Origin of the sequence: Desulfatitalea tepidiphila (assembly GCF_001293685.1) — a bacterium.
Classification (GTDB): Bacteria; Desulfobacterota; Desulfobacteria; order Desulfobacterales; family Desulfosarcinaceae; genus Desulfatitalea; species Desulfatitalea tepidiphila.
Window position 1 is genome coordinate 45132 of the sequence record NZ_BCAG01000004.1, and the last position, 25688, is coordinate 70819.

The window sequence follows — 25688 nt, forward strand, 5'->3', positions numbered from 1 at the left end:
ATTGCCCCGGGCCCCTGTTTGAAGGCGCCGGGGCAAAGTATGAATGTACCGATTAGATCTCTTCGACGGTGATCGCGCCTGCTTCGCAAACTTCGACGCAACTTTCACAGCCAAGACACTCCTCGGCGTTTACCGGTTTGGATTTACCATCGACCATCTCGAAAACTTCCACCGGGCAAACATCCACGCACTCTTCGCAACCTACGCATTTTTCTTCGTCCACAACGGGATTGAAAGCCATTTTGATACCTCTCCTTTCATATAGAATTGGCTCTGAGTTGAACAAATCAACCTTTCAAGCAACACCGACAAAACCGCTTATACCAATTAATGGGACCAGTCAAGCATTGTTCACGCGTTTTTTGGATGCTATCCGCTATAATAATATTTTATTTTAAATTCATACCCTTAAACATTTCCCAACGACAACCTGGGGACATCCAGATGGGCTACCAAAGTATTTCTGATCTGGCGATCGGTCGGCTCCTCAGGCGATACGCCGGCCCGGTGGGTATAACGCGCCAACATGTCATGGGGCGGTACCCCCGCCAGGACACACAGATCGAACCTCGCACCGTCCTCCTGATCCTTCTGCGCCGCAGCGAGGTGATCTAAAGATACCCCATATGGATCGTCGGCCCGGGCAAGGGCGCTGAAAGCGCTGCGCCATGCCTCGGAAGAAGTCGGCCCGCCTGCATCGGAACTTGCTGTCAAATCCAGTGTCGCTTCAAATAGATGAGTCGATTCCGGAAAATCGTCACGAAACAGCTCCCACACGGCCCGACTGGTGGTGACCAGAAGCGTGGTCGGCACACCGCAGGCGAGGGCCAGTTCCGCCCAGGCCTGCATCCGCTGAGCCGTCATGAAGGCGCCGGGGTCCATGTCATGGTCTGCCGCGGCGAAGTTCAAGTGCGGGCCCAGAGCGGTGTCGCTGTCGCTCGCCCCACCCAGGATCTCCCCGAAGCGCCTCTCGAGGGTGTGCACCGACCCCAGATCCCGAACAAGGGCTTCCTGCTGCTCATCGTAATCGTGGGCCAGCGCCAGAAAAACGCCGGCACTGAAAAAGGTATCGAATGGAGAAGAAGATGGGGAAGTGTCGGCACCGCGGCGCACTTGGGTACGTATTTCGGCCGTCGGCGGCCCTTGGTGCCACGAACCCAATCCTTGTGCGGATTGGAAAAAACGCTTAAGGTCCCCGGGCTTGCCGCCCTGCAGCGCCGCCCATGCCGTAAACTGCTTCAAGGCCTGCTCGATGCGGGCCGCATCGACACCGTCCGGCGTGCGCAATTGCACTTTTCCTGCCGCCACCTGCTCGCTCACGGCTGGCGACATCTGTTTGGGAAGCGGTGCCAGAAGGTTGACCGAGCCCAGGATTGCGGTCAACGGTTTGATCAAATTCTCGGGCAAAAAGGTAAACGGAAAATAAAACATCATGTCAAATCTCATCAATTTAATGAAGCTATTGTCCGTCCACAAATAGGCAAATTGGGTCGAGATCAAGGCGCACGAAAAATTTAACCGCAGGCATATGACGGATATTCCGAGGATTAAATTTTTCGTGCAACGCCGATATCGGGCCAATTGGCCATTTGTGGATGGGCACTATGATAACTTTTCGTCTCTTATGGTCACCCCCAACGCCTCCAGCTCCTGCCGAAGCCGATCGGCCAGCGGCCAGTCCCGCGCTTTCCGCGCGGTCGCCCGTTGGTCGAGCAACCCTTGGATACGGGGGTCTTCGCAAGCCTGCTCAAAGCAGAAAACGCCTAACACGGCATCGATGCTCCGAAAGGCGGAAACCACCGCCGGCACCTGTTCCGGGTCGATGGAGCGCGCGGCCGCAAGGCGATTGAGCTGTTTGACCACCTTGAAAATCGCGGCCAGGGCCGCCGAAATGTTCAGGTCGTCGTCCATGGCGGTGTTGAATCCGCTTTTCAGATCATACAGCAACTGATCTAGCTCCTTGAAGGTCTCGCCGCGTTCGATCTGCTGCAGGGCGGTCAGGCAGCCGTCCAGGCGTTGCAACGCCCGGTGGGTATAGTGTAACCGCTCCTGGGAAAAAACGACCGGTTTGTGGTAATGGGTCGACAGGAGCCAGAAGCGGATTTCCCGGCCCGTCCAACCCTGTGACAACAGATCACGGACCGTCACCCCCCCCCCTTTTTCATCGACCTTTTTGCCGTCGACCAACACCCGGTCGCAATGCAGCCAGAAGCGGGCCAGAGGCTTTTTGTTGAGGGCGCCGGCGATGGCGATCTCGTTTTCGTGCAAGGGGAAAAGCAGCTCGCGTCCGGCGATATGGATATCGCAGGTTTCCCCCAGGTATTTCATGGCCAGGGTCGCACATTGCAGCGGCCACGAAGGCTGCACATTGCCCCACGGCGTCTTGGTGTAAAGTCCCTTTTTCAACTCCGACAGGCGAACCCGCTTGAGCAGGGTGAAATCCCGGGGGTTGTCTTTTTCGTAATCTTCCAGATCGACGGTGGCCCCCAGCCGGATCTTGTTCAGGTCGATGCCGGAAAGCTGGCCATAGTCCTCGAAGCGGGAAATATCGAAATAGAGCGACCGCAGCTTCTCGTAAGCGAACCCCTTGTTCACCAGTTGCTGCACCACCTGGACCATGTCGTCGGTATGATCGCTGGATCGCGGGTAGTGTTCGACCTTGCGGATGCCCAGAGCATCCCTGTCCTGCTCGAAAGCGGCGATATTCCCATCGGCGAAATCGGCGAGCGACATACCGGCATCGGCCGCCCCATGAAACGTCTTCTCGTCCAGATCCGTGATATTGGTGACATGCAAGACCGAATAACCGCGATAGGCCAGATAGCGATCGACCAGATCGGCAAAGACGAACCGGCGGGCATCGGCCACCTGGGTCGGCGCGTGGGCCGTGGGACCGGTGGTGTAGATCGTCACCCGGTCCAGGCGCTGGGGGGCGAAGATTTCCTTGGTGCGCGTGCGGGTATTGAACAGATTCAGACCGACCTTCTCACGTTCGGTAAAAAGAGAAGTGGAGAGATAGCGCTCCCCGCTGTCGGGCAGGATCACGACGATCATGCCCGACGTCATCTCGGCGGCCTGGCGCACTGCCACGGCCATGGCCGCACCACTGCTCATGCCCACGAACAATCCCTCCTCGCGGGCCAGGCGGCGGGCCATTTCAAAGGCCTCCTCATCCTCGATGTTGACCTTGACGTCCAGGCGCTCCTTTTCAAAAATTTCAGGCTGGTACGACTCTTTTAAATTCTTGAGACCCTGAATTTTATGGCCGAGATAGGGCTCCACGCCGACGATGCGAATGTCCGGGTTCAACTCTTTCAATCGCCGCGACAGTCCCATCAAGGTGCCCGAGGTGCCCAGGGTGGCCACGATGGCGGTGACCCGGCCGCCGGTCTGTTCCCAGATTTCATTGGCCGTGCCGTGGTAATGGGCCTGCCAGTTGGCCTCGTTGTTGTATTGATCGGTGATGTAGTATTGATCCGGGAATTCGCGGGCCAGCCGGTAGGCCTCCTCGATGGCGCCGTCCGTGCCGAGATGGCCAGGCGTCAGGCGAATCTCCGCGCCCCGTGCGCGAAGGATCTTCTGGCGCTCCACGCTGGCATTTTCCGACATGGTGAGCAGCAGGCGGTATCCTTTGATGGCGCACACCAGGGCCAGACCGATACCGGTGTTACCGCTGGTCGCCTCCACGACGGTCTTTTTGGGGGTCAGCTCGCCGGAACGTTCGGCCGCTTCGATCATGAACATCGCGGCCCGATCCTTGATGGAACCGCCCGGATTCAGATATTCCAGCTTGGCCAAGATCGGGACCTGGGGATTGGGGTTGATCCGTCGGATCTCGACCAGAGGGGTGTTGCCGATCAAATCGAGGATAGTTGAAGATTTCATGGTGTCCAAGGTACTCTTGCGCTTCCCGCGGCGTATCGAACGGTCTGATGGATCCAGGGCATCAGGGTCTTTCCGGAAAAACAGGTGCCAATTGCGCTTCGACGCAGCGCGCAACCGCTTGCGGATCTTGATCGGCCGGGATGATCCGAAACCGATGGGGCTCAAGCCGGGCCATATCGAGGTACCCGTCGCGGACGGCCTGGTGAAAGGCCAGCTTTTCCTGCTCGAAACGACTTTCCCCCTGGGTGCGCCCGCCGCTGTCGATCTCGCGCCAGGCGCGGCCGAGCCCGATATGGGGATCGAGATCGAACAAGAGGGTCAGATCGGGCTGCAGATCATCACACACCAGTCGGTGCAGGGCTCGAATCATCGCCTTGTCTACACCTCTCGCATACCCCTGGTAGACCATCGTGGCATCGAAAAACCGGTCGCAGACCACTACCCGGCCGGCCGCCAGATGGGGCTGGATCACGCTGCGAATGTGTTGCACCCGATCGGCGTTGTAAAGCAGCAACTCCGCCGTGGCGTCCAGGCCGGCATTGGACGGATCGAGCAACACCTTGCGGATCTGAGCGCCGACAGGGGTGCCTCCCGGCTCCCGGGAGGTGACGCACTCATAGCCCCTGGTCCTTAAAAATGCAACGATGTTTTCGAGTTGCGTGCTCTTGCCCGAACCTTCGATCCCTTCGAGGGTAATGAACATAAATCCCTTGACCCCACCCTAAGATTTCGAATTTTCCCCAATGTAAAAATGCCGTTCCAATAACCGGTGATAGGCGGTCCAGTTCTCTCCCGGTGCTTCGGCGGCCATGAATTCGCGTATCGCATTGACCCGCGAATCGATTTCGTCGACGTAGTTGAGCAACACGGCCTCGATGGTCTTGGGGGGTTCGGGCGAGCCGAATTCTCGCGCCCCGTGATGGCTGACGATCAGATGCTGGACCATGGTGGCCAGCCCGTCAGGGAAGTTGGGAATGGATGCTATTTTTTCGGCCACCATCTGCACACCGATGACAATGTGGCTGAGCAGACGCCCCTCGTCGGTGTAATCGATACGATGGCTGAACGAAAGTTCCCGGACCTTGCCGATATCGTGCAGGATGGCGCCGACCAGCAGCAAATCCCGATCCACGCCGCTGTAATGGCCGGCCACCTTGTCGGCCAACAGGGACATGGAGAGGGTGTGTTCGAGCAACCCACCGATATAGGCATGATGCATCAGCTTGGCCGCCGGCGCGCGTTTGAACAGCTCGACAAACTCGGCATCGTTCCAGAAAGCGTCCATCAAGGCCTTGAGTTCAGGAGAACGAATCGTATCGGTCAGGGCCTTGAGCCGGGCCGCCATCTGGGCCACGTCCCGTTTGGTCGCCGGCAGAAAATCGGCCGGAGACACTGTTTCGGGGGGCACGGGGGCCATGGATTTCACCACCAGCTGCAGGGTGCCGCGGTACTCGCTGGCCGACGCCTTGACGAGAACATAGTCCCCGGCCGTTGCCGCTGAAGCGGCCGTGGCCACATCGTCCCATACCACGCCCCGGATCTGGCCGCTGCGATCGGCGAGGGTGATGTTCAAAAAGGGATTGCCGTCCCGTTTATGCGCCATACTCTTTTCGGCCAGCACAAAAATCTCCTCGAAGGTCTCGCCGGCAACGATATCGGTCACATAAATCTGTTTAGCTGTCATGGCCATCCCCTGAAAGGTTATCCTCCATCCACCTGCCATCCCCGCAACTTTTCCAGGAGATCGTAATCGGTCATGTCGCAGCGCACCGGGGTGATGGTGATGTATCCCTTTTCCAGCATGGCGCCGTCCGCATCCTGATGGGTGTAGGCGGGCTGTCCTTCGTATCCCTGCCAATAATAGAGACGGTTGCGGGGATCGTGCCGCTTTTCGAAATATTCGTCATACAGGTCACATCCCTGACGGCTGAAACAGACGCCGGCCGCCTGGTCCAGCGTCACGTTGGGCATGTTCACATTCAGAAAAACACCGCCCGGCAGCCCTTTGTCCTGCAGCTGAGGAATCAATCGGGCGACGAAACGGGCGGCCTCCTCGTACAGCGGATGTTGCTTGCCCTGGGTCGATATGGCAATGGCCGTCACCCCGTAAAGTGCCGCTTCCCTGGCGGCTGCCACGGTACCCGAATAGTTGAGATTGACGCCCACGTTGGCCCCTGGATTGATCCCCGAGATCACCAGGTCGGGGGGGGTTTCGAGCAGTTCGACCATGGACAGCTTGATGCAATCCACGGGGGTACCGTTGATGGCCCACCCTTCGTAACCGCCGTTGACCGCAATCTTGCTGGCCCGCAAGGGTTTGTGCAGGGTAATGCCATGACTGACGGCACTCCTTTCGCGCTCCGGCGCCACCACCACCACGCGATGCTCGGGCGACAGGAGGCGATAAAGCGCCCACAACCCCGGCGCCTGAATGCCGTCGTCATTGGTGAGTAAGATCATCATAGGGTTCAATTTCCGCCACCATCGTTACGTAAATATTGATTTTTCAATATTTCTCGCTCTATATTGAAAAATTTAATCGCAGGCAAGGAGATTTCAACCGTTCCCGATGGATAGAATCGGCGCTTTCTTCATACTCACCGCATGGATCCTTCTGATGGCGTTGCCCGCCGGCCTGCATGCCGCCGAGGACGAACCGCATGACCCTGGAGACCCGTCAACCTGGCACGTCAGCGCCGACACCATTCACTATGATCGGGCCAGCGATGAATACCTGGCAACGGGCAATGTCAGCGTGACCCGGGAGGGGCGTACGTTGACCGCGGACATGGTTCGTCTGAACCAGACCGCCAGAGAGGCCTGGGCAGAGGGCAATGTGCGCCTGCTATCCGGAAACGACGTGCTCACCGGCCGCAGGATGCGGCTGGATATGGACGAAGAGACCGGTTCGATCGAGGATGGGGCGCTCTTTTTCTCCGAAAACCACCTCTACCTGAAGGGTCGTGAGATTCAAAAGACCGGTCCGGATACCTACCACATCCTGGACGCCCGTGCGACCACCTGTGACGGCGACCACCCCGATTGGCAGATCACCGCGAAAGACCTCGAAGTGACCATCGAAGGCTACGGGTTTGCCAAACACACCGCGTTCTGGGCGCGCAAAATGCCGTTGCTCTACAGCCCCTATCTCTTTTTCCCGATCAAACTCAAGCGCCAAACGGGCCTGCTGGCCCCTGAATTCGGCCTGTCGGACCGCAAAGGCGAAGCCTATCTGCAGCCCTTTTTCTGGGCCATCAACGACAGCATGGACGCCACATTTTTTGCCGACTACATGTCCAAGCGCGGCACGCGTCTGGGCGCCGAATTCCGTTATGCCGCCGGCGAACGGGCCAAAGGGACCTTCATGGCGGATGGTTTTGAAGACAGGAAAATCGACGACGGTCAGGAGGAAAACAGCGACGATTGGGGCTACACCGATGATCTCTACCCCAGGCCCAACTCCGACCGCTACTGGTTACGGGCCAAGGTGGATCAAAATCTGCCCCTGGGCATGACGGCCAAGCTCGACCTGGACGTGGTCAGCGACCAGGACTATTTGAAAGAGTTCAAAAGCAACTTTGGCGGTTTTGAAAAGACGCGCGACTACTTCCTCGACCATTTCAACCGCGACATCGACGACTATAACGAAACGGTTCGCACCAACCAGCTCAATGTCAACCGCACCTGGACCGGCTACAGCCTCAACATGGATGCGCGCTGGTACGACGATGTGATCAAAAGGCGCCTGGACGACGATGATGACACGCTGCAGACCCTTCCCCAGATCTCCCTGGACGGCACCAAGAAAAAAATCTACGATCTGCCGGTCTACTTCGATCTGCTTTCCCACTACACCTACTTTTACCGCCAGGAGGGCCTGCGCGGCCATCGCGCCGATGTGTATCCGCGCGTCTATTATCCCATGCGGCTCCTGGACGCGATCAATGTCGAACCATCCGCCGGCCTGCGTCAGACCGCCTGGCAGGTGGACCGGGCACTGGATACCAGGAGCGATGACGATCAGGATTTCTACAGGGCGATCTACGATCTGAAGCTCGATACGAGCACCGATATCTATCGCGTCTACGAGCTGACTTCGGGCGGGTGGAACGGTATCAGACACGGCATCAAACCCCAGGTGGTCTACGAGTACATACCGGAAAAGGAACAGGAGCGTTACCCCGAATTCGACAGCCTCGATCGGATCGAGGCCCGGAACCGGATCACCTACGGCCTGACCCAAGCCCTCGTGGCGCGCAGACTTAAAGCAGGACCGGCTGATCCTCCGGCGGCGGAAAACGACTATATTCATTTTCTTCGGTTCAAACTGGAGCAAAGCTTCGACATCGATCGGCAGCGGGAGGGGTTGCGCAGACCCTTTTCAGACATTCTGGCCGAGCTCGACCTGACACCGGGGAACAACGTCTCCCTCGATGCCGATGCCTTGTGGCGTCCCTATGACAGCCGCTTTTACGGCTTCAATGCGGGCTTGAACCTGTGGGACGGCCGCGGCGATCGCATCGGTTTGACATACCGTTTCACACGCGAAGAGGCCGCGGATACGGAGCTGGGGACCGAAGCCGTGGTCGGGGTCAAAAGCATGGATTTGACCGGAACGCTGGTGGTCACCCCCAGTTGGCAATTGAGGGGCAAATACGAATACAACTTCGAAAAAGAGAGAATGATCGAGGCCGGTGGGGGGATCACCTTCATGTCCCAGTGCTGGGGGGTGTCGGTGGATTACAGCGTCGAGGAAGAAGAGGACGGGACCAACAACGGCAGCATCTCTTTCATGGTTCATCTGCTGGGCCTCGGCACCTTTGGCGATCAATAGCGGTGCCGATATCCGATCCATTGAAATGGATTGACTTTAATGGTTTTTCAGTTCTATGGGGGGCACTCGATCCCACGGCGACACCCGGGCATGGCAACGGCCTGTGGGGCCATCCGATTTTCGCCGGGGCGAGCTTTATGCCCGTCCGTATCATCCGTTTGAGCGAGCGACTTTAGATAGAAAATGGTAAATATCAATGCCTTCCGATAAATTGATCCGGGCCTGGTATGTGTTGCATACCAAAAGCCGATTTGAAAACGTCGTCAACGAAGGATTGCAGAAAAAGACCATCGAGGTGTTTCTGCCGAAAATCACGGTGCCCAGCCGCCGCAAGGACCGCAAAAAGATGATCCGGGTGCCGCTCTTCCCCGGATATGTTTTCGTCCACAGCGATCTTCATCCCCACCATCACCTGGATATCCTCAAGACCGTCGGCGCGGTGAAACTCATCGGCGATAAAACCGGACCGATCTCGGTGCCCGAAGAAACCATCGCCTCCCTGCGTATCATGGTGGCCACCGAGCGCGCCATCACCACGGGCAACAGCTTTACCCGGGGCGACCGGGTCGTGGTGATCAACGGGCCGTTCACCGGTGTGGTAGGCATTTTCGACCACTACAAAGGAGTGGACCGGGTGGTCGTGTTTATCGAAGCCCTGGGGCAATTCGCCTCGGTGGAGGTGGATGCCGAGAATGTGGAGCCGGTCCCCGAAGTCCTGAAATAGTATCCCGCTGCCAAACCGTACCCGGTGCCAGTATAACTCCTTGACTTTTTATAAAGTTCCATTTTATAGAATGCCATGGAAAGTTCGCATCGCCAAATGCGGAAGGAGGCCCCATGAATAAATTAGAGCTTATCTCTGCGCTGAAAAACGAGGTCGGAATTTCCAAGACCGAAGCTGCCAGGGTGGTTCAGATTTTCTTCGACAGCATGACCGACGCCATGGCGCAGGGCAAAAGGGTCGAAATACGCGGCCTGTGCAGCTTTTATGTCAAAAATTACAAAAGTTATACCGGCAGAAACCCCAAGACCGGCGAGAAAGTGACGATCCAGCCCAAAAAGCTGCCCTTTTTCAAGTCCGGAAAAGAATTGAAAGACCGCGTCGATGCGTCATAGAGACGGCATCCACGCTTTTTCATTCGATATTCAAAGCCCCTTGCAGCGCACGCCGCTGAAAGGGGCGGGATAACGTTTCAGATGTTACCCAAAACGGTCGTTTCCGGGTTCGAGCCCATTGTCGGGCAGGCATTTCCCATCGGGATTCTACAGCGTTTCTTACGTCGGGCGGCAGTGCCTCATGCCATGCTGTTCACCGGCATCGAGGGCATCGGCAAGCGCACCACGGCACGGGTCATGGCCATGGCGTTGAATTGCCGCGAGGGGACCAAAAGTGTGGATGAAGGCCCTCCCGGCGCCTTTGACCAGCCCTGCCGCCGGTGCCCCCTGTGCCGGCAGATCGAGGCGGTCAAGCATCCGGATATCATTGAAATCTCGCCCCGCAAGGGCATATTGCGGATCGACCAGGTCAGGGAACTGCTGGCCAGCCTGGCGATGAAACCGTTCAGCGCCACCCATCGGGTCGTCATTATCGATGATGCCCACCAGTTGAATCCGGAAGCCGGCAACGCGCTGTTAAAGGTCCTGGAAGAGCCGCCGCAAGGCACGATCCTGGTGCTCACCGCCCCCCAACGATCCGGCCTGCTGGCGACCATTGTATCACGATGCCGCCACATTCCCTTCAATCCCCTGTCGGCCGAGGATATGGCCGGCTTGCTCGCTGAAACGCAGGGCTTGGATCCCATTCTTTCAAAAACCCTTGCCAAAGCGGCCGGCGGCAGCTACACCAAGGCGTTGCAGTTGGCGGCAGGAAAATGGCACCACCGCCGGGATTGGCTGATCCGCGCCTCCGGCCTGGATCGAATCGATCCCCACAGACCGTTGGCATCGACCCTGGCCCTGGCCTTCGCGGCTGAATTGGCAAAAAGCAAGGTCCAAATCGACGATGATCTGGAGATCCTGAAGAGCTGGGTGCGCGACCTCAGCGTGTTGCCTTTCAAAGCAACACATATCGTCAATGCCGACCGAAAAGAGATGCTGGCACATGTCCGTACGCAGCTGAGCGATCGGCACCTGACGGTGATTTGGGAAGCGCTTGAAAAAGCACAAAAAGATATTGCGGGTAACGCAAACTTAAGATTAACGTTAGACAACATGGCCCTTCGCATGGCGTGCCTGCGGGCCGCTTAACAGGCGTTGGGTGGTTTGAATATGGGAAAAACAATCGGCATACGATTCAAATCCGGCGGAAAAATCTACGATTTTGATGCCGGCGCGTTCGTGCTGCAAATGGGCGATCCGGTCATCGTGGAAACCGAGAAAGGACTGGGTTTTGGAACAGTCGCCAAGATTCCGGTTCCGGTGGACGATGAGAAAACAGCGGACGGCCAGGAAAAACAGCTCAAAAAAATCCATCGCAAGGCCACCGAAGCGGATTTCGAGCAGCGCGAAAAAAACGCTGAACTGGAAAAGCAGGCCCACACCTTCTGCATTAAAAGCATCAAGGAACTCGGGCTGAAAATGAGCCTTTTTGCGGTCGAAGCCACGTTCGATGCCAGCCGCCTCACCTTTTTCTTCACCGCCGACGGCCGGGTGGATTTCCGCCAGCTGGTCAAATTACTGGTCAAGGAATTTCATGTGCGTATCGAGATGCGCCAGGTCGGCATCCGCAATCAGGCCAAAATGTGTGGCGGCCTCGGACGATGCGGCCGTGAATTCTGTTGTTCCTTGTTCATGGAAAAATTCGATCCGGTCTCGATCCGAATGGCCAAGGAGCAGGGACTCTCTTTGAATCCCACGAAAATCTCCGGCCAGTGCGGTCGGTTGATGTGCTGCCTGACGTTTGAAAACGAGGTCTACAAGGAACTCAAAAGCAAGTTTCCGGGTCTGGGCAAGACCGTCAAGACCAAGGATTACACGGGCAAGGTCGTCCGCCTCAACTATTTTAAAGAGCGCATCGCCTTGCGCGTGGACGACGGAGAGGTCGAAATCGGATTGGATGAGATCATCAAATAGAAGCTGAAAAAACGCCATGGGCGAGATTTTACACGCCTTGGACGTTGCGCGTTAGGAGCAAGGCATGGCCAAACCGTTTTATATCACCACCCCCATCTATTACGTCAATGCACGGCCCCACCTGGGTCACGCTTATACGACGATATGCGCCGATGTGATCAATCGCTATCACACCATGATCACCGACGAGACCTTCTTTCTCACCGGCACCGATGAACACGGCGACAAGATCATGCGCGCCGCCAGAAAGGAGAATACGACCCCCAGGCTCTATGTGGACAAAATCAGCGGGCTGTTTCGTGAATTGTGGCCCCAGCTCAACGTCGCCAACGATTATTTCATCCGCACCACCGACAAGTCCCACATGGCGGTCGTCGAGCGGGTGCTGCAGAAAATTTATGACCAGGGCGATATCTATTTCAGCGAATACGAGGGCAAGTACTGTTTCGGCTGCGAACGTTTCTATACCGATCGCGAACTGGTGAACGGCAAATGTCCGGACCATGAAACCGAGCCGGAGACGATCAAGGAGTCCAACTATTTTTTCAAGATGAGCCGCTATCAGCAATGGCTCATCGACTTCATTCACGAGCATCCCGACATGATCCGGCCGGAGCGGTACAAAAACGAAGTGCTGGCCTTCCTGCGCGAACCGTTGGATGATTTATGTATTTCAAGGCCCAAGTCCCGGATCAAATGGGGCATCACCCTGCCCTTCGACAACGATTATGTCACCTATGTGTGGTTCGACGCACTGCTCAACTATATTTCTGCCATCGGCTATCCCGATGACCCACGATTCAAGAAGTTCTGGCCCGTGGCCCAGCACATCGTGGCAAAGGACATCCTCAAACCCCACGGCATCTATTGGCCCATCATGCTCAAAGCCGCCGGATTGCCGGTGTACCAACATCTCAATGTACATGGCTACTGGAACGTGGACCAGAGCAAGATGTCCAAAAGCCTGGGCAATGTCGTCGAACCGCTGCAGCTGAAAAATATTTACGGGTTGGACGCCTTCCGTTTCTTTTTGATGCGGGAGATGAACTTCGGCCTCGACGCCAACTTCAACGAAGAGGCCCTGGTCACCCGCATCAATTCCGACCTGGCCAACGATCTGGGCAATCTTTATTCGCGCGTTGTCACCATGGCGCACAAATACTTCAAAGGCGTGGTTCCCGCTTCCGATCCAGCCGTCGAACAAGAACTGGCACTCGATATGGAAGATCGCGTGGCCCGCACGATCGCCATCTACCAGGCGGAAATGGAGACTTTCGCATTTCACAAGGCGCTGACCGCGGTCTGGGAATTCATCAATCGAATGAACAAAATCATCGACGTGACCGCGCCATGGGAGCTGGCCAAGAACAAAAGCTGTGCACCGCAGTTGCAGGCAGTGATCTACAACCTCCTGGAAGGCCTGCGCGTCATTTCCGGACTGATATACCCGATCATGCCCGAAACGGCGGCCACCATGCAAAAACATCTAGGCCTCGATGCCAGCGACAGCTTTTATAAAATGGCACGCGTGGCGACCTGGAAACTGCTCTCGCCCGGAACGCAACTTCCCAAATCCACGACGCTTTTTCCACGTATCGACGTCAAAAAAGAGCAACCCCCAAGCGATCTGCCATCGGAGATGAAAGTCTTGCAGCCCGAATTGAAACCGGAAATTACCCTCGAAGAGTTTGCACGCATCGACCTTCGCGTGGCCAAGGTGGTTCGCGCCGAAGCGATACCACGTGCCAAAAAACTTTTGAAACTCGAGGTGGATGTGGGAGAACCGGAACCGCGAACAGTGGTGGCCGGTATTGCCGGCACCTATCAACCGGATGAACTGATCGGCAAACAAGTGATCCTCGTGGCCAACCTGAAACCGGCCAAACTGATGGGTGTGCTCTCCCAGGGCATGCTTCTTGCTGCCAGTACCGACAAGGCGTTGGCGGCCCTCGGTGCAGACCAGGAGATGCCGCCGGGGACGCCGATTCGATAGAGATTCGGCCGGCAATGGGTGTCATGGTATTGGCGGATCCCACAGGAGACCCCCTGACCGATACCCATAACGATGATACGAGAAAAGGCATGAACGATCTGAAACGACAGCCCCAACGCCCCAGTTGGCGTGAGTACCAGCGCGGTCTAAAGCGCCCTGTCAAACGCGCACCCCGCCGAAGGCTGGTTCTCGCCCTCGCGGCCCTATCGGTCGTGTTGCTTTGCGTCTACATGGGATGGCCCGCCACCGGTGCGACCAACGTGGCGCCGACAACGGCGATCATCGAGCGCCCGTCAGATGCGACGCCCTCGATCGGGAAAAAAGACGTTCAACTGCTGCTGAGCCGTGTCACCCCCAACGACCTGTTGGCCGAGCAGGTCGAACTGCCGTTCAGGGAGCAGCGTTTCACCGTCGAAACCAGCCTGGACGAGACCTTGCAGGAACGCCTGATCCAAGCCTTGGATCGGAAAAATTCGCGCTATATCGGCGTGGTGGTCATGGAGCCGGACAGCGGCCGCATCCTGGCCATGGCCGGCTTCGACAAGGCCGATCCCCAGGCCAATCCCTGTCTGCGCAGCACCTTTCCGGCCGCCAGTCTCTTTAAAATCGTCACGGCGGCTGCGGCCGTGGACCAGTGCGGATATTCGTCCAACACTACGGTCCGCTTCAACGGGTATAAGCACACGCTGTACAAAAGCCAACTCAAGGAGACCCGCAACCGGTATACCCATGCCGTATCGTTCGGCGCCTCGTTTGCCGAGTCGATCAATCCGGTCTTCGGCAAACTCGGCCAACTCCATCTGGGCAAACGGGCCCTCGAAGAGTACGCCCTGGGCTTCGGCTTCAATCAAGACCTGGATTTCGAGCTGCCCGTGCCCCCCAGCCACCTGGCGGTCCGGGATACGCCATATCACTGGGCGGAGATCGCATCGGGATTCAACAATGAAACGACCATTTCACCGATTCACGGTGCCGTGATGACGGCCTGCATTCTCAACGAGGGACGAATGGTGTCGCCGATTTTCGTGGAGCGCATCATGGACCCCGAAGGACGCGAGATCTATGCGGCCCACGCCTCGTGGGAACAGCGCGCCATGACCACACGGGCATCCACCGTGTTGAAGGCCATGATGGAGAAGACGGTCCAATCCGGAACCGCGCAAAAAACATTCAGGGGAAGTCAACGCGACCCGATCCTATCGCGCCTGCGCATGGGCGGGAAAACCGGGTCGATATCCAATCGTGCCCATGACCAACGCTTCGACTGGTTTGTCGGGTTCGCACAGGACAAGAACGGCCCCGGTAAACTCGTCGTGGCGTCACTTGTGGCCCACGAAGCATACATCGGTGTGCGGGCCGGCACCTACGCCCGCATGGCCTTTTCCCACTATTTCAAAGGCCATTGGGCGCAACAAAACGATGCAACCGCCCGCTCGAAGGCAAACGGATAGCGGGCAAACACCCCACACCCTCATGGCATTTAAATTCCCTTTGAGGTCAGGAGAAACTATCCATGCCTGGTTTTGAAATCTTTGGTGATGAAGAACGCAAGGAACTGCAGGATGTCCTCGATTCGGGCGTCCTTTTTCGTTATGGATTCGATGCGGCGCGCAAGGGCCACTGGAAGGCGAAAAGTTTTGAGCAGGAATTCTGCCGGCGTCTCGGTGTGGCCCATTGCCACCTGTGCAGCAGCGGCACCGCGGCCCTGAATATCGCATTGGCCACCTGCGGCATCGGCGCCGGTGATGAGGTGGTCGTCCCTTCTTTCACCTTCGTGGCCACCTTCGAAGCGGTCCTGGCGGCCGGCGGGGTCCCCATCTTCGCCGATATCGATGAAACCCTCTGCCTGGACCCGAAAGCGGTAGAAGCGGCACTCACGCCGCGTACCCGGGCAGTGGTGGCGGTCCATATGTGCGGCGCCATGGCCCGCATCGATGACATCCAGGAATTGTGCCGGCGTAAAGGGCTGGTGCTCATCGAAGACACTTGCCAGTCGGTCGGGGCCACCTTCGGCGGTCGCTCACTCGGGACTTTCGGACAAATGGGATGCTTCTCCTTCGACCCGGTGAAAACCATCACCTGCGGGGAGGGTGGCGCCGTGATCACCGATGACCCCGAGCGGTACGAAGTGGCCCACGCCTTCGGTGATCATGGGCACGATCACATGGGCAACGATCGCGGCGCGGAAGGTCATCCGATTGTGGGATACAACTATCGTATCAGCGAACTCAATGCCGCCGTCGGCCTGGCCCAACTGAGAAAACTGGACACCATCCTGGCCACCCAGCGCGCTCACAAGGCCGCCCTGAAAGAGGCAATGGCCGATTTTTCTCATATCAGCTTCCGCCACTTACCCGACCCGGCCGGCGATTCGGCCACCTTTCTGAGCTTCATGCTGCCCAGCGAAGAACACACCCGCAAAGCCGCCCAGGCCTTGAACGGCGCCGGCGTCGATGGTTGTTTCTACTGGTATGACAACAACTGGCACTATTATCGAAAGTGGCAACATCTCCAGCAGATGCAGACCGCTGCAACGATGCCGCTGCAGCTCTATGACCACTGTCCGGATTATGCACGGGTCGACCTGTCCCGTTCGGATGCCATCATGTCCCGCACCATCTCCATGCAGATCAAGCTGGGATGGCGGCCCGAGCAGCTGGAACAGCGCATCGCCACCGTTCAAAACGTGTTAAAAGACTTATGATTCATTTTCGTGACAATCATCCATCGAGACCATTGTTTCGTAAAGAAGGGATAACATTTGATGTTTCGCAACTTTAAAACCGTCAACCGCATGATTTTCGGCCGCGGCTGTTTCAATCAGCTCGACGACATCCTCTCCGAACAGCGCAGCAAGCAACGCCCAAGCATCGTCTTCGTGGTGGACGATGTCTTCAAAAACAAACCCCTGCGCGAACGAATTCCATTGAAGGAGACCGATCTGCTCCTGTGGGTCAATGTGGATCACGAACCCAAGACCAGCTATGTGGATCAACTCACCGACCAGGTGCGCCAGGCCATGGCCGAACGGCGCCAGGATCTGCCGGCCGGCGTCATCGGCATCGGCGGCGGCAGCACCATGGACCTGGCCAAGGCCGTCTCCCTGATGCTGACCAACGAAGGCTCGTCGGTGAAGTACCAGGGCTGGGACCTGATCAAGCATCCGGCCGTCTATCACGCCGCTGTGCCCACCCTCTCGGGCACCGGTGCCGAGGTGTCCCGAACCACGGTCCTGACCGGTCCTGAAAAGAAGCTGGGTATCAACTCCGACCACACGGTCTTTGATCAGGTGGTGCTCGATCCGGAGTTGATTGCCGGCGCGCCGCGTGAACAACGCTTCTACACCGGCATGGACTGCTACATCCACTGCATCGAGTCCCTGGAGGGCACCTACCTCAATGCCTTTTCCCAGGCCTATGGTGAAAAGGCGCTTGCTCTTTGCCAGGAGGTGTTCCTGGAAGAAGTGCCGGAGAGCGACGACAAGTTGATGATGGCCTCGTTTTTCGGCGGCATGAGCATCGCCTACTCCCAGGTGGGGGTGGCCCATGCCATGTCCTATGGCCTGGCCTTCGAGCTGGGCGTCCACCACGGCATCGGCAACAGCATCGTGTTCGACTACCTGGAAGAGTTCTATCCCCGGGGTGTCGCCGAGTTCAAACAGATGCTGGTCAAACAGGGCATCGAGCTGCCGCGCGGCATTACGGCCAACGCCACGGACGAGCAGATCGAACGTATGGTCAATGTCTCCCTGATGCTCGAGCCGCTATGGGAAAATGCTCTGGGCAAGGATTGGCGCAACACCATGACCCGCGAACGGATCCGGGCCTTATACCGCAGAATGTAACCGACGCCACTTTCGGCGCGATTCGATCGCATTGGGATCGATCGGGCCCCAAGGAGTAAAACCATTCATGCTATTTTCAAGTGACGCCATGGAACGCTGGCTGATGTCAACCAGATCGAGAGCCGAGACAGCGTGGGCCGCTCTGCGGGCCTGCGGTCGGATGCCCGTTTTCTGGGGCCGTTGCCCGGCCCACTATATGGGAGGGGCCTGGATCGTCTTTCCCCTCGACACCTGCCGGTTGCACTGTGGATTGGCTGGATTGATCCGTATCCAACCGCCCAGGATCCAGGGTGAGGTGAAGGATGTGGCGAGCCTGGCCGAAACGATCGACGCAATCGTTCCCCTCTCCTTGTCCCACTGCATCGACAACGGGGTGACCCTTTCGGATGGCTATCTCGGTGGCGACCAACCGCTTGAGCAGCTATACAAGGAAGCCTGCGGGCTGAAGCATGAAACACTTTTTTTGCGTCTGTTGACCGACCAGATGCAGCAGGCCCAAATTCAAACGCTGTGCGAAAAACTGGATGCCTTGATCGATCAGGAAGTTGCCACGCTTCAGGGCCGTATCGGGTACCTGCCCACCATCGATGCCGAAATCGCCGACCGGCGCATCGAGAAGATCAAAGACATCGCATGGTGCCTGCGGGTCGAACTGCTCGACAACATCGCGAAAACCAAGGCATTGATGGGGGATGGCGATGCGAATCCGCCGGCCCAGGCAATCGCCATCTTCCGCAACCTCAACACGGTTCTCAACAGCATCGACCGGCTGGAGGTGCGAGGACGCGATTCGGCCGGCATTTCGCTCCTCTTTCTCTTCAAAGATGATGCCCTCGACCTGGCCGAACAGGCTTGGAACGCAGCGAATCTCGGCGATCAGGTCAAATCGCGGACGGCCCGTTCGATTCTGGGCAACCGCTCGATCGCCATTCGTCGAAACGGCGAAACAGGTTTGAGCGGCGTGACCCTCACCTATAAAGTGGCCGCGGAAATCGGCCGCCTGGGCGACAACGTGCGCGAACTGCGTCGGGAAATCAGCACCGATCCGCTCCTGCACCTCATCTCCCGAACCCCCCATGAATACCATACGGTGTCCGCCCATACCCGCTGGGCATCGGTGGGGGCCATCACCATCGCCAACTGCCATCCGGTGGATAATGCCACCAATGGGGAGGCGAACCTGCGCAAAGGCATGATTCACGCTTGCCTGAACGGGGATATCGACAACTATCTGACCCTGAAACTACGTTGGGAGCAAAACGGCGAACCCATTCCCGAGGAGATCACCACCGACACCAAAATCATTCCCCTGCAGATCGAATACTATCTGCGCCAGGGTCATTCGGTGGAAGAGGCGTTCCGGCTGGCCGTGAGCGACTTCGAGGGATCGCATGCCATCGCCATGCATACCGACCTGGCACCGGGCAAATTTTTCCTGGCCCAAAGAGGCAGCGGCCAAGCCGTCTTCGTTGGATTGGCCGAGGATCATTATCTGCCCACATCGGAAGTATATGGATTCGTCGAGCAAACCCAGTCCTACATCCGGCTCAACGGCGAAAAAATCGTCCCGGGCATTAATGGGTCGACCCAGGGTCAAATCTTCGTCCTCGATCAGAACAGCCCCGGCGGCCTGAGCGGCATCGCGGCCACTTACTACGACGGCACCCCCATCGATCTCAAACCGGAAACCGTCCAGCATACGGAAATCACCTCCCGCGACATCGACCGGCAGCAGTTTCCCCACTATTTCCTGAAAGAGATATCCGAATCACCCGTTTCGGTGGCCAGAACGCTTCAAAACCGATGGAAAATCGCCAAGGACGATCCCGGCCGTTACACCATCGCATTGCCGGAGAACGCTTTCCCCGAGCGGATCGTCGAGGCGCTGCGCACCGACCGTATCCGTAGGGTCTACTTCATCGGCCAGGGAACGGCCGGCATCGCCGCCCAGGCCATCGGCAATATACTGGAATACTATCTCAACGAACCTTCGTTGAAAATCAGCGCCCTGAAAGCATCGGAATTGAGCGGTTTTCAACTTGGCCCCGCCGAAGACCCTGAGGCCATGTCCGACGCCTTGGTGATCGCCATCAGCCAGTCGGGCACCACCACGGACACCAACCGGGCGGTGGACATGGTGCGGGCGCGCGGCGCATTGACCATGTGCATCGTCAACCGCCGCGATTCGGACCTGACCTTCAAGGTCGACGGCGTAGTATACACGAGCAGCGGCCGCGACATCGAGATGTCGGTGGCCTCCACCAAGGCCTTCTATTCCCAAATCGTGGCCGGTGCCCTGATCAGCCTCAAGATCGCCGAAGCCAAAAAGCGCCGGTCGCCGGAATTCATCGCCGAGGAGATCCGGTCCCTGCTCGCCCTCCCGGACCAGATGCGCCGGGTATTGGCCCTCGGCGATCAGATCCGCGCTTCGGCCGAACGGCTGGCCCCCATGCGCACCTACTGGGCGGCCGTGGGTAGCGGCCCCAACAAGTCCGCCGCCGACGAGATCCGAATCAAGCTGAGCGAACTGTGCTACAAGACGATCTCTTCGGACTATGTGGAAGACAAGAAGCACATCGATCTCTCCTCCGAGCCGCTGATCCTCATCTGCGCGGCGGGCGCCGGACGTACGGTCATCGGCGATATCGCCAAGGACACGGCAATCTTCCGGGCCCACAAAGCCGCCCCGGTGGTGATTGCCGATGAAGGCGAAACCCGCTTTGACGCCTATGCCGAGGACATCTTCCAGGTGCCGGGCATATCGCCCCACCTGGCGCCGATCCTCAACACCCTGGTCGGCCACCTGTGGGGCTATTACGCCGCTCTGGCCATCAACAGCGGCTCGGGCTTCCTGCACCGATTCCGGGAAGAGATCAAACAGACCGTGGAGCGCTGCGCCCAGGACGGACTGGACGTCTACGAGGTGGTCCTCGAAAAGAGCTTCCGGGAGCAGGTCGCCCAGTTCTATTCGGAGTTCAGAAGACGACTCACCGAAGGCAAACTCCCCAGCACCATCGGACACGCGGCCGACCTTCTGCTGCTTCTCAAATACCTGACCGGACGCCTGCCGGTGGCCGATTTCGAACTCGATTTCGGCAAGCGCGGTACGGCCCTGAACATGCTCGACAGCCTCTTCGAATTCCTGGGTAAATCGATCAACGGCATGTCGCGCCCAGTGGACGCCATCAAACACCAGGCCAAGACCGTGACCGTGGGAACCAGCCGCATCAGCGAACGGGTCCAAGGCATTCTCTTCGATGCCCTGGCCGACCACGACATCAGCGCCAGCCGCCTGATCAACCGCAATATCCTGGTGCTCAAAAACCTTCAGCACGTCGTGGCGGACATCAAGGGATCGATCCTCTACCGCATCGACAACCTCAACGTGCTGGGAGAACCAACGGACGACTCGACCATTGAAATCATCAAAAAGACGGGGGTGTTGGCGCCGCTGAAATCCCGAGTGGAATCCGACCGGCGCCTGAAGGGCACCAAACGGATTGTCGTCGCCCAAGGCAACGTCTATATCGGCAAGGGCCGCAAGGACGACCGCAGTATCCTGATCATTCCCGCTTTTTCCACGGCGCCCGGGGCCACCAACCGCATCGAGCAGCTGCTGTTGCTCAACATCGGCTTTCAGGAGCACGTCCCCCTGCCGCAAAAAATCAAGGCCCTGGGCGGTAAATACGAACACATCAAGAACATTGTCCATGAAAACAGCATCGCTTGGGAAGACGCACACCTGGAGCGGGTGCCCATGGAAGAACTTTTCGGAAGATCGGCGGAAAAAGTCGGCGAGATGATCGTCGCCATGCAACCCCAGAAGTAGCGCCAAGGCCATGAAGAAACCCCATGCGAACGAAACCCCTGGCCTGGATCGAAAAAAAGACGAACTGCTCCATTATGGCCGTGAAATGATCGCACTGGGGCTGACCACAGGCTCGGGCGGCAACCTCAGCATTCTGCTTCGCGAAGAAGATCGGATCCTCATTTCACCCAGTGGCGTGGCCTACGCGGCCATGACCCGTGACGATGTCGTGACCTGCGACCGCCAGGGCCGGGTGATCCGTGGCACGCGGCGCCCATCCAGTGAACTCGGCTTTCACCTGGCGCTTTACGACCACCGCCCGGACATCGGCGCGGTGGTTCACACCCATTCCGTCTTTGCCACCACCCTGGCCTGCATGCACCGGGAGATACCGGCCGTTCACTACCTGGTGGGGTTCGCCGGCCATAAAGTCCCGCTGGCCCCCTATGCCACGTTTGGCACGCCTGCCCTGGCCAACGCCATCATCGACACCATCGGCCAGAGCAACGCCGTGCTCATGGCCAATCACGGCCTGGTGGCCGTGGGTCCGGATCTGGCCGCTGCCTTCAACGTGGCCGAAGAGATCGAACTGGTGGCCCGCATCTACTATCAGACCCTCGTGGCCGGCGAACCTCAAATTCTCTCCACGCAGCAGATGGATGAAGTGCTGGAGAAATTCAAGGGCTATGGCCGGCCGATGGAAAAATAGGCGGCCGACGATTATTTCAATCTGACGAAAACATTCGAGGAGTTGCATTACCCTCCATGGCCAATGGAATGAACTATTTATTATTCTACCTGTTTACCGCGCTGGGGGTTTCCTTCTTGTGTTCCCTCCTGGAATCGGTGCTGTTATCGATCACGCCGGGTTTCATCGGTGTATACGAGAAAAAGTCACCGGGAACCGGAGGTCTGATCCGCCACCTGAAAATGGACATCGATCGCCCATTGGCCGCCATCCTCAGCCTCAACACCATCGCGCACACGGTCGGCGCAGCGGGCGTCGGAGCCCAATCGTTGATCGTCTTCGGCAGTGAATACGTAGCCATCAGCTCGGCTGTACTCACTGTTTTGATCCTGGTTCTCACGGAAATTATCCCCAAGACTTTCGGCGCCATCTATTGGCGGGAACTGGCACCAATGACGGCACGAACCCTCCAGTTCATGATCGTGGTGCTCTCTCCCATCATTTTTCTGTCGATGAAACTGACCCAACTGATATCACGCGGCAAGAGGCGCAAAATGTTCAGCCGCGAGGAGTTCCAGGCCATTGCGGATATCGGGATTCGGGAAGGGCAGTTCCGGGAGCAGGAATCGCGCATCATCAAAAATCTCTTCCTGCTGAGGAAATTAAGGGCCGACGACATCATGACCCCGCGCACGGTCATGTTCATCCTGCCGGCGAACATGACCATCGGGGAAGCGGTGAAACTCGATGATGCCCGTTTTTCGAGGATTCCGATTTACGAAGACAATCCGGACCATATCGTCGGATTCGTTTTGAGAAGCGACATCTATCTCGAAGCCTCGCGCGGTAACCAGACCCAACCCCTGGCCACCCTCCGCCGGGACCTGCCGGTGGTTCCGGAAACGGTGCCATTGATTCAGCTTTTCGAACGCTTTTTGAAGCAGCGCCAGCAGGCCACGCTTACAGTGGATGAACACGGCGGTGTAGCCGGCATTCTCACCATGGAAGATATTATCGAAACCTTACTGGGCATCGAAATCATGGACGAGACGGACACGGTTGCCGACATGCGGGCCCTGGCCAGGCAGCAATGGATCAAACGCGCCAAGGCCTTGGGCATCGTGACCGGCGATGAAGGCCCTGACGTCCAGTAATCGACAAACAGCCGCGGCACCAAAGCCTCACTGTGCCACCTGCTGAATGCCCTCCAGCTGCCAGAACGAATCCGGGTTTCCAAGTTCACGGCTGAAATGCCATACCTCGCGGACCTGCTTGGATAAATCGTCTTCATCTTCCCTCAGCATGACATCGAAGAGCACCGAGGCGATGGTCTGGTCCTGCGTGTCGCGCACTTCGAGCAAACGCGGGGTGATCAACAGCAGCTCGGTTTTACCCGGTGAGGGGTCTTCCTCGGCTTGCCGCTGAATTTCAGAAAAGACTTCTGGCGAGGTGAACTGGCGGATATCCTCCAGATCGCGCTTGTCCCAGGCGTTTTGCAGACGAACGTAGAGGGCCTGGGCGCCTTTAAGAAATTCGTCGGCATCGAATCCCGGTGGCAAACCGGCCTGCTGGGGTGAAGCGGACTCTGTCTCATCGTCCAGGGCACCGCCGGCCCAGCCCCATGCCGGGTCTGTGTCACGCGCAAAGGCCATGCCGCCGGATCCGGCGGCCGATGCCGCAGCCATGCGCCGGGCCTGCAGGAACCGAAACAACAGGAAAAGCCCCCCTCCGATCAGCAAGATATCCAGCAGGCCGATACCACCGGCCCCCAAACCGCCGCCGAAGAGCAGGGAACCAATCAGGCCGCCCATGAGCAGGCCGCCCAGCATACCACCGGTACGTCCCATGGGCGAGGCTGTTGGGCCGGTGTTGGGCTGGGCCTGAGCCGTCTGACCGTTTTTCGTTGGAGAACCGGCCGGGCTCTGCGCGGGAGGCTGTGCACTGCGCTGGTAGGTCGGTTTGCTGCCGAAGGATCTACTGCGCCCGAATCGGGCGGCCTCGGCCGACGTCTGCCATAAATAAAAGAGGCTGAATGCAAAAGCGAAAATCATACATATGGACAACCGGTGCATTCTGTTCATCGATGTCATTCCTATTCTCAATTTTTCGTGTTGAGGTTCCTTTCGGGCGAACGCGATTTCCCGACCGGTCATAAAAAAAAGGCCTTTACCCCCAGGTTCAATTCTTTCAGGGGTAAAGGTCTGCATTTCCCGATGGCACCGGTTCATGCCGCCGGGTACCTTTTATGCAAGATTATGGGAAATGACGATCGCTTGTCAAGTCAAACCGGATCGGTCGTCTCTTGATCTTTTGCCGTTCCGGTTATACTACGGATGCACATCAGATTGAACTGGTGCCCACGCGCACCTGGCCATTTTGCGATAACCTTCAAAAAAAACTTCTCTTGATCGTTGAACGGAGCGAACCATGCAGCGCCAAACCATCAACAATCTCGTGTTGCTGTCCCTGCTCTTTCTGATTTCGGCCATTTTTCTTTCCATGATTCGCAATTTTCTCATGGCCCTTTTGCTGGCCGGGATCTTTTCCGCCATGGCGCAACCCATTTTTCGAAAAACCACCAGACTGCTGGGCAATCGACCCCGGGCGGCCGCTCTCTCCACCCTGCTGCTGTTCTGTCTGGTGGTGCTGGTGCCGCTGTCCGGCCTGGTGAGCATCGTCACCGCGCAGGCCGTCAAAGTGGGGCAGTCGATTACCCCCTGGGTGAGACACCAAATCGCTCAACCAACCGCCTTTTCCGAATATCTGCAACGAATTCCCTACTACGATCAACTGCTCCCCTACCATGACCAGATCGTTAGCAAAGCCGGTGAGTTGGCCAGCAGGATCAGTGTCTTTCTGGTTAACAGCCTATCTGCCGGTGCCATGGGCACGGTGAATTTCATCTTCATGTTTTTCGTCTTTTTGTACGTCTGCTATTTTTTCCTGATGGACGGCAAAGCCCTGATGGTGCGCATCCTCTATTATTTGCCCCTGCAGGAAAAAGAGGAAAACCGATTGCTGGACCGGTTCACATCCGTGACACGGGCCACGCTGAAAGGGACTGCACTGATCGGTGTGTTGCAGGGCGCCCTGGCCGGAGTGGCCTTTGCCGTGGTGGGCATCGACGCTTCGATTTTCTGGGGAACGGTGATGGCGGCGCTCTCGATCATCCCGGCCCTCGGCTCGGCCATCGTATGGGTTCCGGCCGCCATCATCCTGGCGGCCGGGGGGAGTTATCTAAAGGCGATCGGGCTGACGCTGTTTTGCAGCCTGGTCGTCGGCAGTCTCGACAACCTGCTCCGCCCGCGATTGGTCGGCAAAGACACGCAGATGCATGATCTGATGATTTTTCTCGGCACCCTGGGCGGTATCGCCATGTTCGGCGTGATCGGGTTCATCATCGGACCGATCATCGCCGCCCTGTTCGTGACGATCTGGGACATCTACGGAGAAGTGTTCAAGGATTTCCTGCCGGGACTGGGCATGGAACATGGGCCGGAGGGGGATAAAAAAGGCCGGCCATCAGGGGAAGGCCGGCCCGAGAGCACACCGCAGGAATAACTT

Annotated in this window: 20 protein-coding genes; 13 read left to right on the plus strand and 7 right to left on the minus strand. The window is 57.7% G+C overall.

The features are described from left to right. Window positions 1–52: 52 nt before the first annotated feature. The 6 genes from DFT_RS17370 to surE all read right to left on the minus strand — a co-directional run bounded on the left by DFT_RS17370 (window position 53) and on the right by surE (window position 6348). Complete coding sequence (locus DFT_RS17370; protein ID WP_054032542.1) at window positions 53–241, minus strand: ferredoxin; 189 nt, start codon at window positions 239–241, stop codon at window positions 53–55. A gap of 167 nt (window positions 242–408) precedes the next feature. After that, entirely contained in the window at window positions 409–1434 is a 1026-nt protein-coding gene (locus tag DFT_RS17375) for a hypothetical protein (protein ID WP_054032543.1), read from the minus strand. Between the two features lie 168 nt (window positions 1435–1602). After that, window positions 1603–3885, minus strand: a complete 2283-nt coding sequence (locus DFT_RS17380; RefSeq protein ID WP_054032544.1) for a cysteine synthase — start codon at window positions 3883–3885, stop codon at window positions 1603–1605. Window positions 3886–3946: 61 nt separating this feature from the next. Then, the gene (gene tmk, locus DFT_RS17385; protein WP_054032545.1) at window positions 3947–4588 is read right to left on the minus strand and encodes a dTMP kinase; all 642 of its coding nucleotides are present in this window, start codon (window positions 4586–4588) and stop codon (window positions 3947–3949) included. An 18-nt stretch (window positions 4589–4606) separates the two neighbouring features. Further along, a complete protein-coding gene (locus DFT_RS17390) occupies window positions 4607–5569 on the minus strand; it encodes a 3'-5' exoribonuclease YhaM family protein (RefSeq protein WP_161807194.1) in 963 nt (320 codons plus the stop codon). 17 nt (window positions 5570–5586) lie between these two features. Next, window positions 5587–6348: a 5'/3'-nucleotidase SurE gene (surE, locus tag DFT_RS17395; protein WP_054032547.1), complete on the minus strand. Its 762-nt coding sequence runs from the start codon at window positions 6346–6348 to the stop codon at window positions 5587–5589. A 154-nt stretch (window positions 6349–6502) separates the two neighbouring features. Between surE and DFT_RS17400 the strand changes: the two genes are divergently transcribed. From DFT_RS17400 to DFT_RS17455, 12 genes are all read left to right on the plus strand, one after another. Beyond that, the gene (locus DFT_RS17400) at window positions 6503–8719 is read left to right on the plus strand and encodes an LPS-assembly protein LptD (RefSeq protein ID WP_161807195.1); all 2217 of its coding nucleotides are present in this window, start codon (window positions 6503–6505) and stop codon (window positions 8717–8719) included. A gap of 196 nt (window positions 8720–8915) precedes the next feature. After that, complete coding sequence (locus DFT_RS17405) at window positions 8916–9443, plus strand: UpxY family transcription antiterminator (RefSeq protein ID WP_054032549.1); 528 nt, start codon at window positions 8916–8918, stop codon at window positions 9441–9443. A gap of 113 nt (window positions 9444–9556) precedes the next feature. Continuing rightward, window positions 9557–9835: an HU family DNA-binding protein gene (locus DFT_RS17410; RefSeq protein ID WP_054032550.1), complete on the plus strand. Its 279-nt coding sequence runs from the start codon at window positions 9557–9559 to the stop codon at window positions 9833–9835. A gap of 81 nt (window positions 9836–9916) precedes the next feature. Continuing rightward, window positions 9917–10966, plus strand: a complete 1050-nt coding sequence (holB, locus tag DFT_RS17415; RefSeq protein WP_054032551.1) for a DNA polymerase III subunit delta' — start codon at window positions 9917–9919, stop codon at window positions 10964–10966. Window positions 10967–10987: 21 nt separating this feature from the next. Then, window positions 10988–11791, plus strand: a complete 804-nt coding sequence (locus tag DFT_RS17420; RefSeq protein ID WP_054032552.1) for a PSP1 domain-containing protein — start codon at window positions 10988–10990, stop codon at window positions 11789–11791. Window positions 11792–11855: 64 nt separating this feature from the next. Further along, complete coding sequence (gene metG / locus DFT_RS17425) at window positions 11856–13784, plus strand: methionine--tRNA ligase (RefSeq protein ID WP_054032553.1); 1929 nt, start codon at window positions 11856–11858, stop codon at window positions 13782–13784. 89 nt (window positions 13785–13873) lie between these two features. Next, window positions 13874–15235, plus strand: a complete 1362-nt coding sequence (locus DFT_RS17430; protein ID WP_161807196.1) for a penicillin-binding transpeptidase domain-containing protein — start codon at window positions 13874–13876, stop codon at window positions 15233–15235. 62 nt (window positions 15236–15297) lie between these two features. After that, complete coding sequence (locus DFT_RS17435; protein ID WP_054032555.1) at window positions 15298–16488, plus strand: DegT/DnrJ/EryC1/StrS family aminotransferase; 1191 nt, start codon at window positions 15298–15300, stop codon at window positions 16486–16488. Window positions 16489–16548: 60 nt separating this feature from the next. Continuing rightward, window positions 16549–17628 (plus strand): iron-containing alcohol dehydrogenase family protein, encoded by a 1080-nt coding sequence (locus DFT_RS17440; protein ID WP_054032556.1) that lies wholly within the window; start codon window positions 16549–16551, stop codon window positions 17626–17628. A 67-nt stretch (window positions 17629–17695) separates the two neighbouring features. Continuing rightward, window positions 17696–21457 (plus strand): SIS domain-containing protein, encoded by a 3762-nt coding sequence (locus DFT_RS17445; RefSeq protein ID WP_235506268.1) that lies wholly within the window; start codon window positions 17696–17698, stop codon window positions 21455–21457. Window positions 21458–21467: 10 nt separating this feature from the next. Beyond that, window positions 21468–22145, plus strand: a complete 678-nt coding sequence (locus DFT_RS17450; protein ID WP_054032557.1) for a class II aldolase/adducin family protein — start codon at window positions 21468–21470, stop codon at window positions 22143–22145. Between the two features lie 68 nt (window positions 22146–22213). After that, the gene (locus DFT_RS17455; RefSeq protein ID WP_054032627.1) at window positions 22214–23278 is read left to right on the plus strand and encodes a CNNM domain-containing protein; all 1065 of its coding nucleotides are present in this window, start codon (window positions 22214–22216) and stop codon (window positions 23276–23278) included. Between the two features lie 27 nt (window positions 23279–23305). On the opposite strand, the gene DFT_RS17460 is transcribed toward DFT_RS17455, so the two are convergent. Continuing rightward, entirely contained in the window at window positions 23306–24205 is a 900-nt protein-coding gene (locus tag DFT_RS17460) for a Tim44 domain-containing protein (protein ID WP_076750778.1), read from the minus strand. Between the two features lie 346 nt (window positions 24206–24551). On the opposite strand from DFT_RS17460, the gene DFT_RS17465 reads away from it, so the two are divergent. Next, a complete protein-coding gene (locus DFT_RS17465; protein WP_054032559.1) occupies window positions 24552–25685 on the plus strand; it encodes an AI-2E family transporter in 1134 nt (377 codons plus the stop codon). Window positions 25686–25688 lie beyond the last annotated feature (3 nt).

Coding starts and splice junctions, on each gene's coding strand:
- DFT_RS17370 (WP_054032542.1), bottom strand. CDS start 241: ATGGCTTTCAATCCCGTTGTGGACGAAGAAAAATGCGTAGGTTGCGAA.
- DFT_RS17375 (WP_054032543.1), bottom strand. CDS start 1,434: ATGATGTTTTATTTTCCGTTTACCTTTTTGCCCGAGAATTTGATCAAA.
- DFT_RS17380 (WP_054032544.1), bottom strand. CDS start 3,885: ATGAAATCTTCAACTATCCTCGATTTGATCGGCAACACCCCTCTGGTC.
- tmk (WP_054032545.1), bottom strand. CDS start 4,588: ATGTTCATTACCCTCGAAGGGATCGAAGGTTCGGGCAAGAGCACGCAA.
- DFT_RS17390 (WP_161807194.1), bottom strand. CDS start 5,569: ATGACAGCTAAACAGATTTATGTGACCGATATCGTTGCCGGCGAGACC.
- surE (WP_054032547.1), bottom strand. CDS start 6,348: ATGATGATCTTACTCACCAATGACGACGGCATTCAGGCGCCGGGGTTG.
- DFT_RS17400 (WP_161807195.1), top strand. CDS start 6,503: ATGGCGTTGCCCGCCGGCCTGCATGCCGCCGAGGACGAACCGCATGAC.
- DFT_RS17405 (WP_054032549.1), top strand. CDS start 8,916: ATGCCTTCCGATAAATTGATCCGGGCCTGGTATGTGTTGCATACCAAA.
- DFT_RS17410 (WP_054032550.1), top strand. CDS start 9,557: ATGAATAAATTAGAGCTTATCTCTGCGCTGAAAAACGAGGTCGGAATT.
- holB (WP_054032551.1), top strand. CDS start 9,917: ATGTTACCCAAAACGGTCGTTTCCGGGTTCGAGCCCATTGTCGGGCAG.
- DFT_RS17420 (WP_054032552.1), top strand. CDS start 10,988: ATGGGAAAAACAATCGGCATACGATTCAAATCCGGCGGAAAAATCTAC.
- metG (WP_054032553.1), top strand. CDS start 11,856: ATGGCCAAACCGTTTTATATCACCACCCCCATCTATTACGTCAATGCA.
- DFT_RS17430 (WP_161807196.1), top strand. CDS start 13,874: ATGAACGATCTGAAACGACAGCCCCAACGCCCCAGTTGGCGTGAGTAC.
- DFT_RS17435 (WP_054032555.1), top strand. CDS start 15,298: ATGCCTGGTTTTGAAATCTTTGGTGATGAAGAACGCAAGGAACTGCAG.
- DFT_RS17440 (WP_054032556.1), top strand. CDS start 16,549: ATGTTTCGCAACTTTAAAACCGTCAACCGCATGATTTTCGGCCGCGGC.
- DFT_RS17445 (WP_235506268.1), top strand. CDS start 17,696: ATGCTATTTTCAAGTGACGCCATGGAACGCTGGCTGATGTCAACCAGA.
- DFT_RS17450 (WP_054032557.1), top strand. CDS start 21,468: ATGAAGAAACCCCATGCGAACGAAACCCCTGGCCTGGATCGAAAAAAA.
- DFT_RS17455 (WP_054032627.1), top strand. CDS start 22,214: ATGAACTATTTATTATTCTACCTGTTTACCGCGCTGGGGGTTTCCTTC.
- DFT_RS17460 (WP_076750778.1), bottom strand. CDS start 24,205: ATGAACAGAATGCACCGGTTGTCCATATGTATGATTTTCGCTTTTGCA.
- DFT_RS17465 (WP_054032559.1), top strand. CDS start 24,552: ATGCAGCGCCAAACCATCAACAATCTCGTGTTGCTGTCCCTGCTCTTT.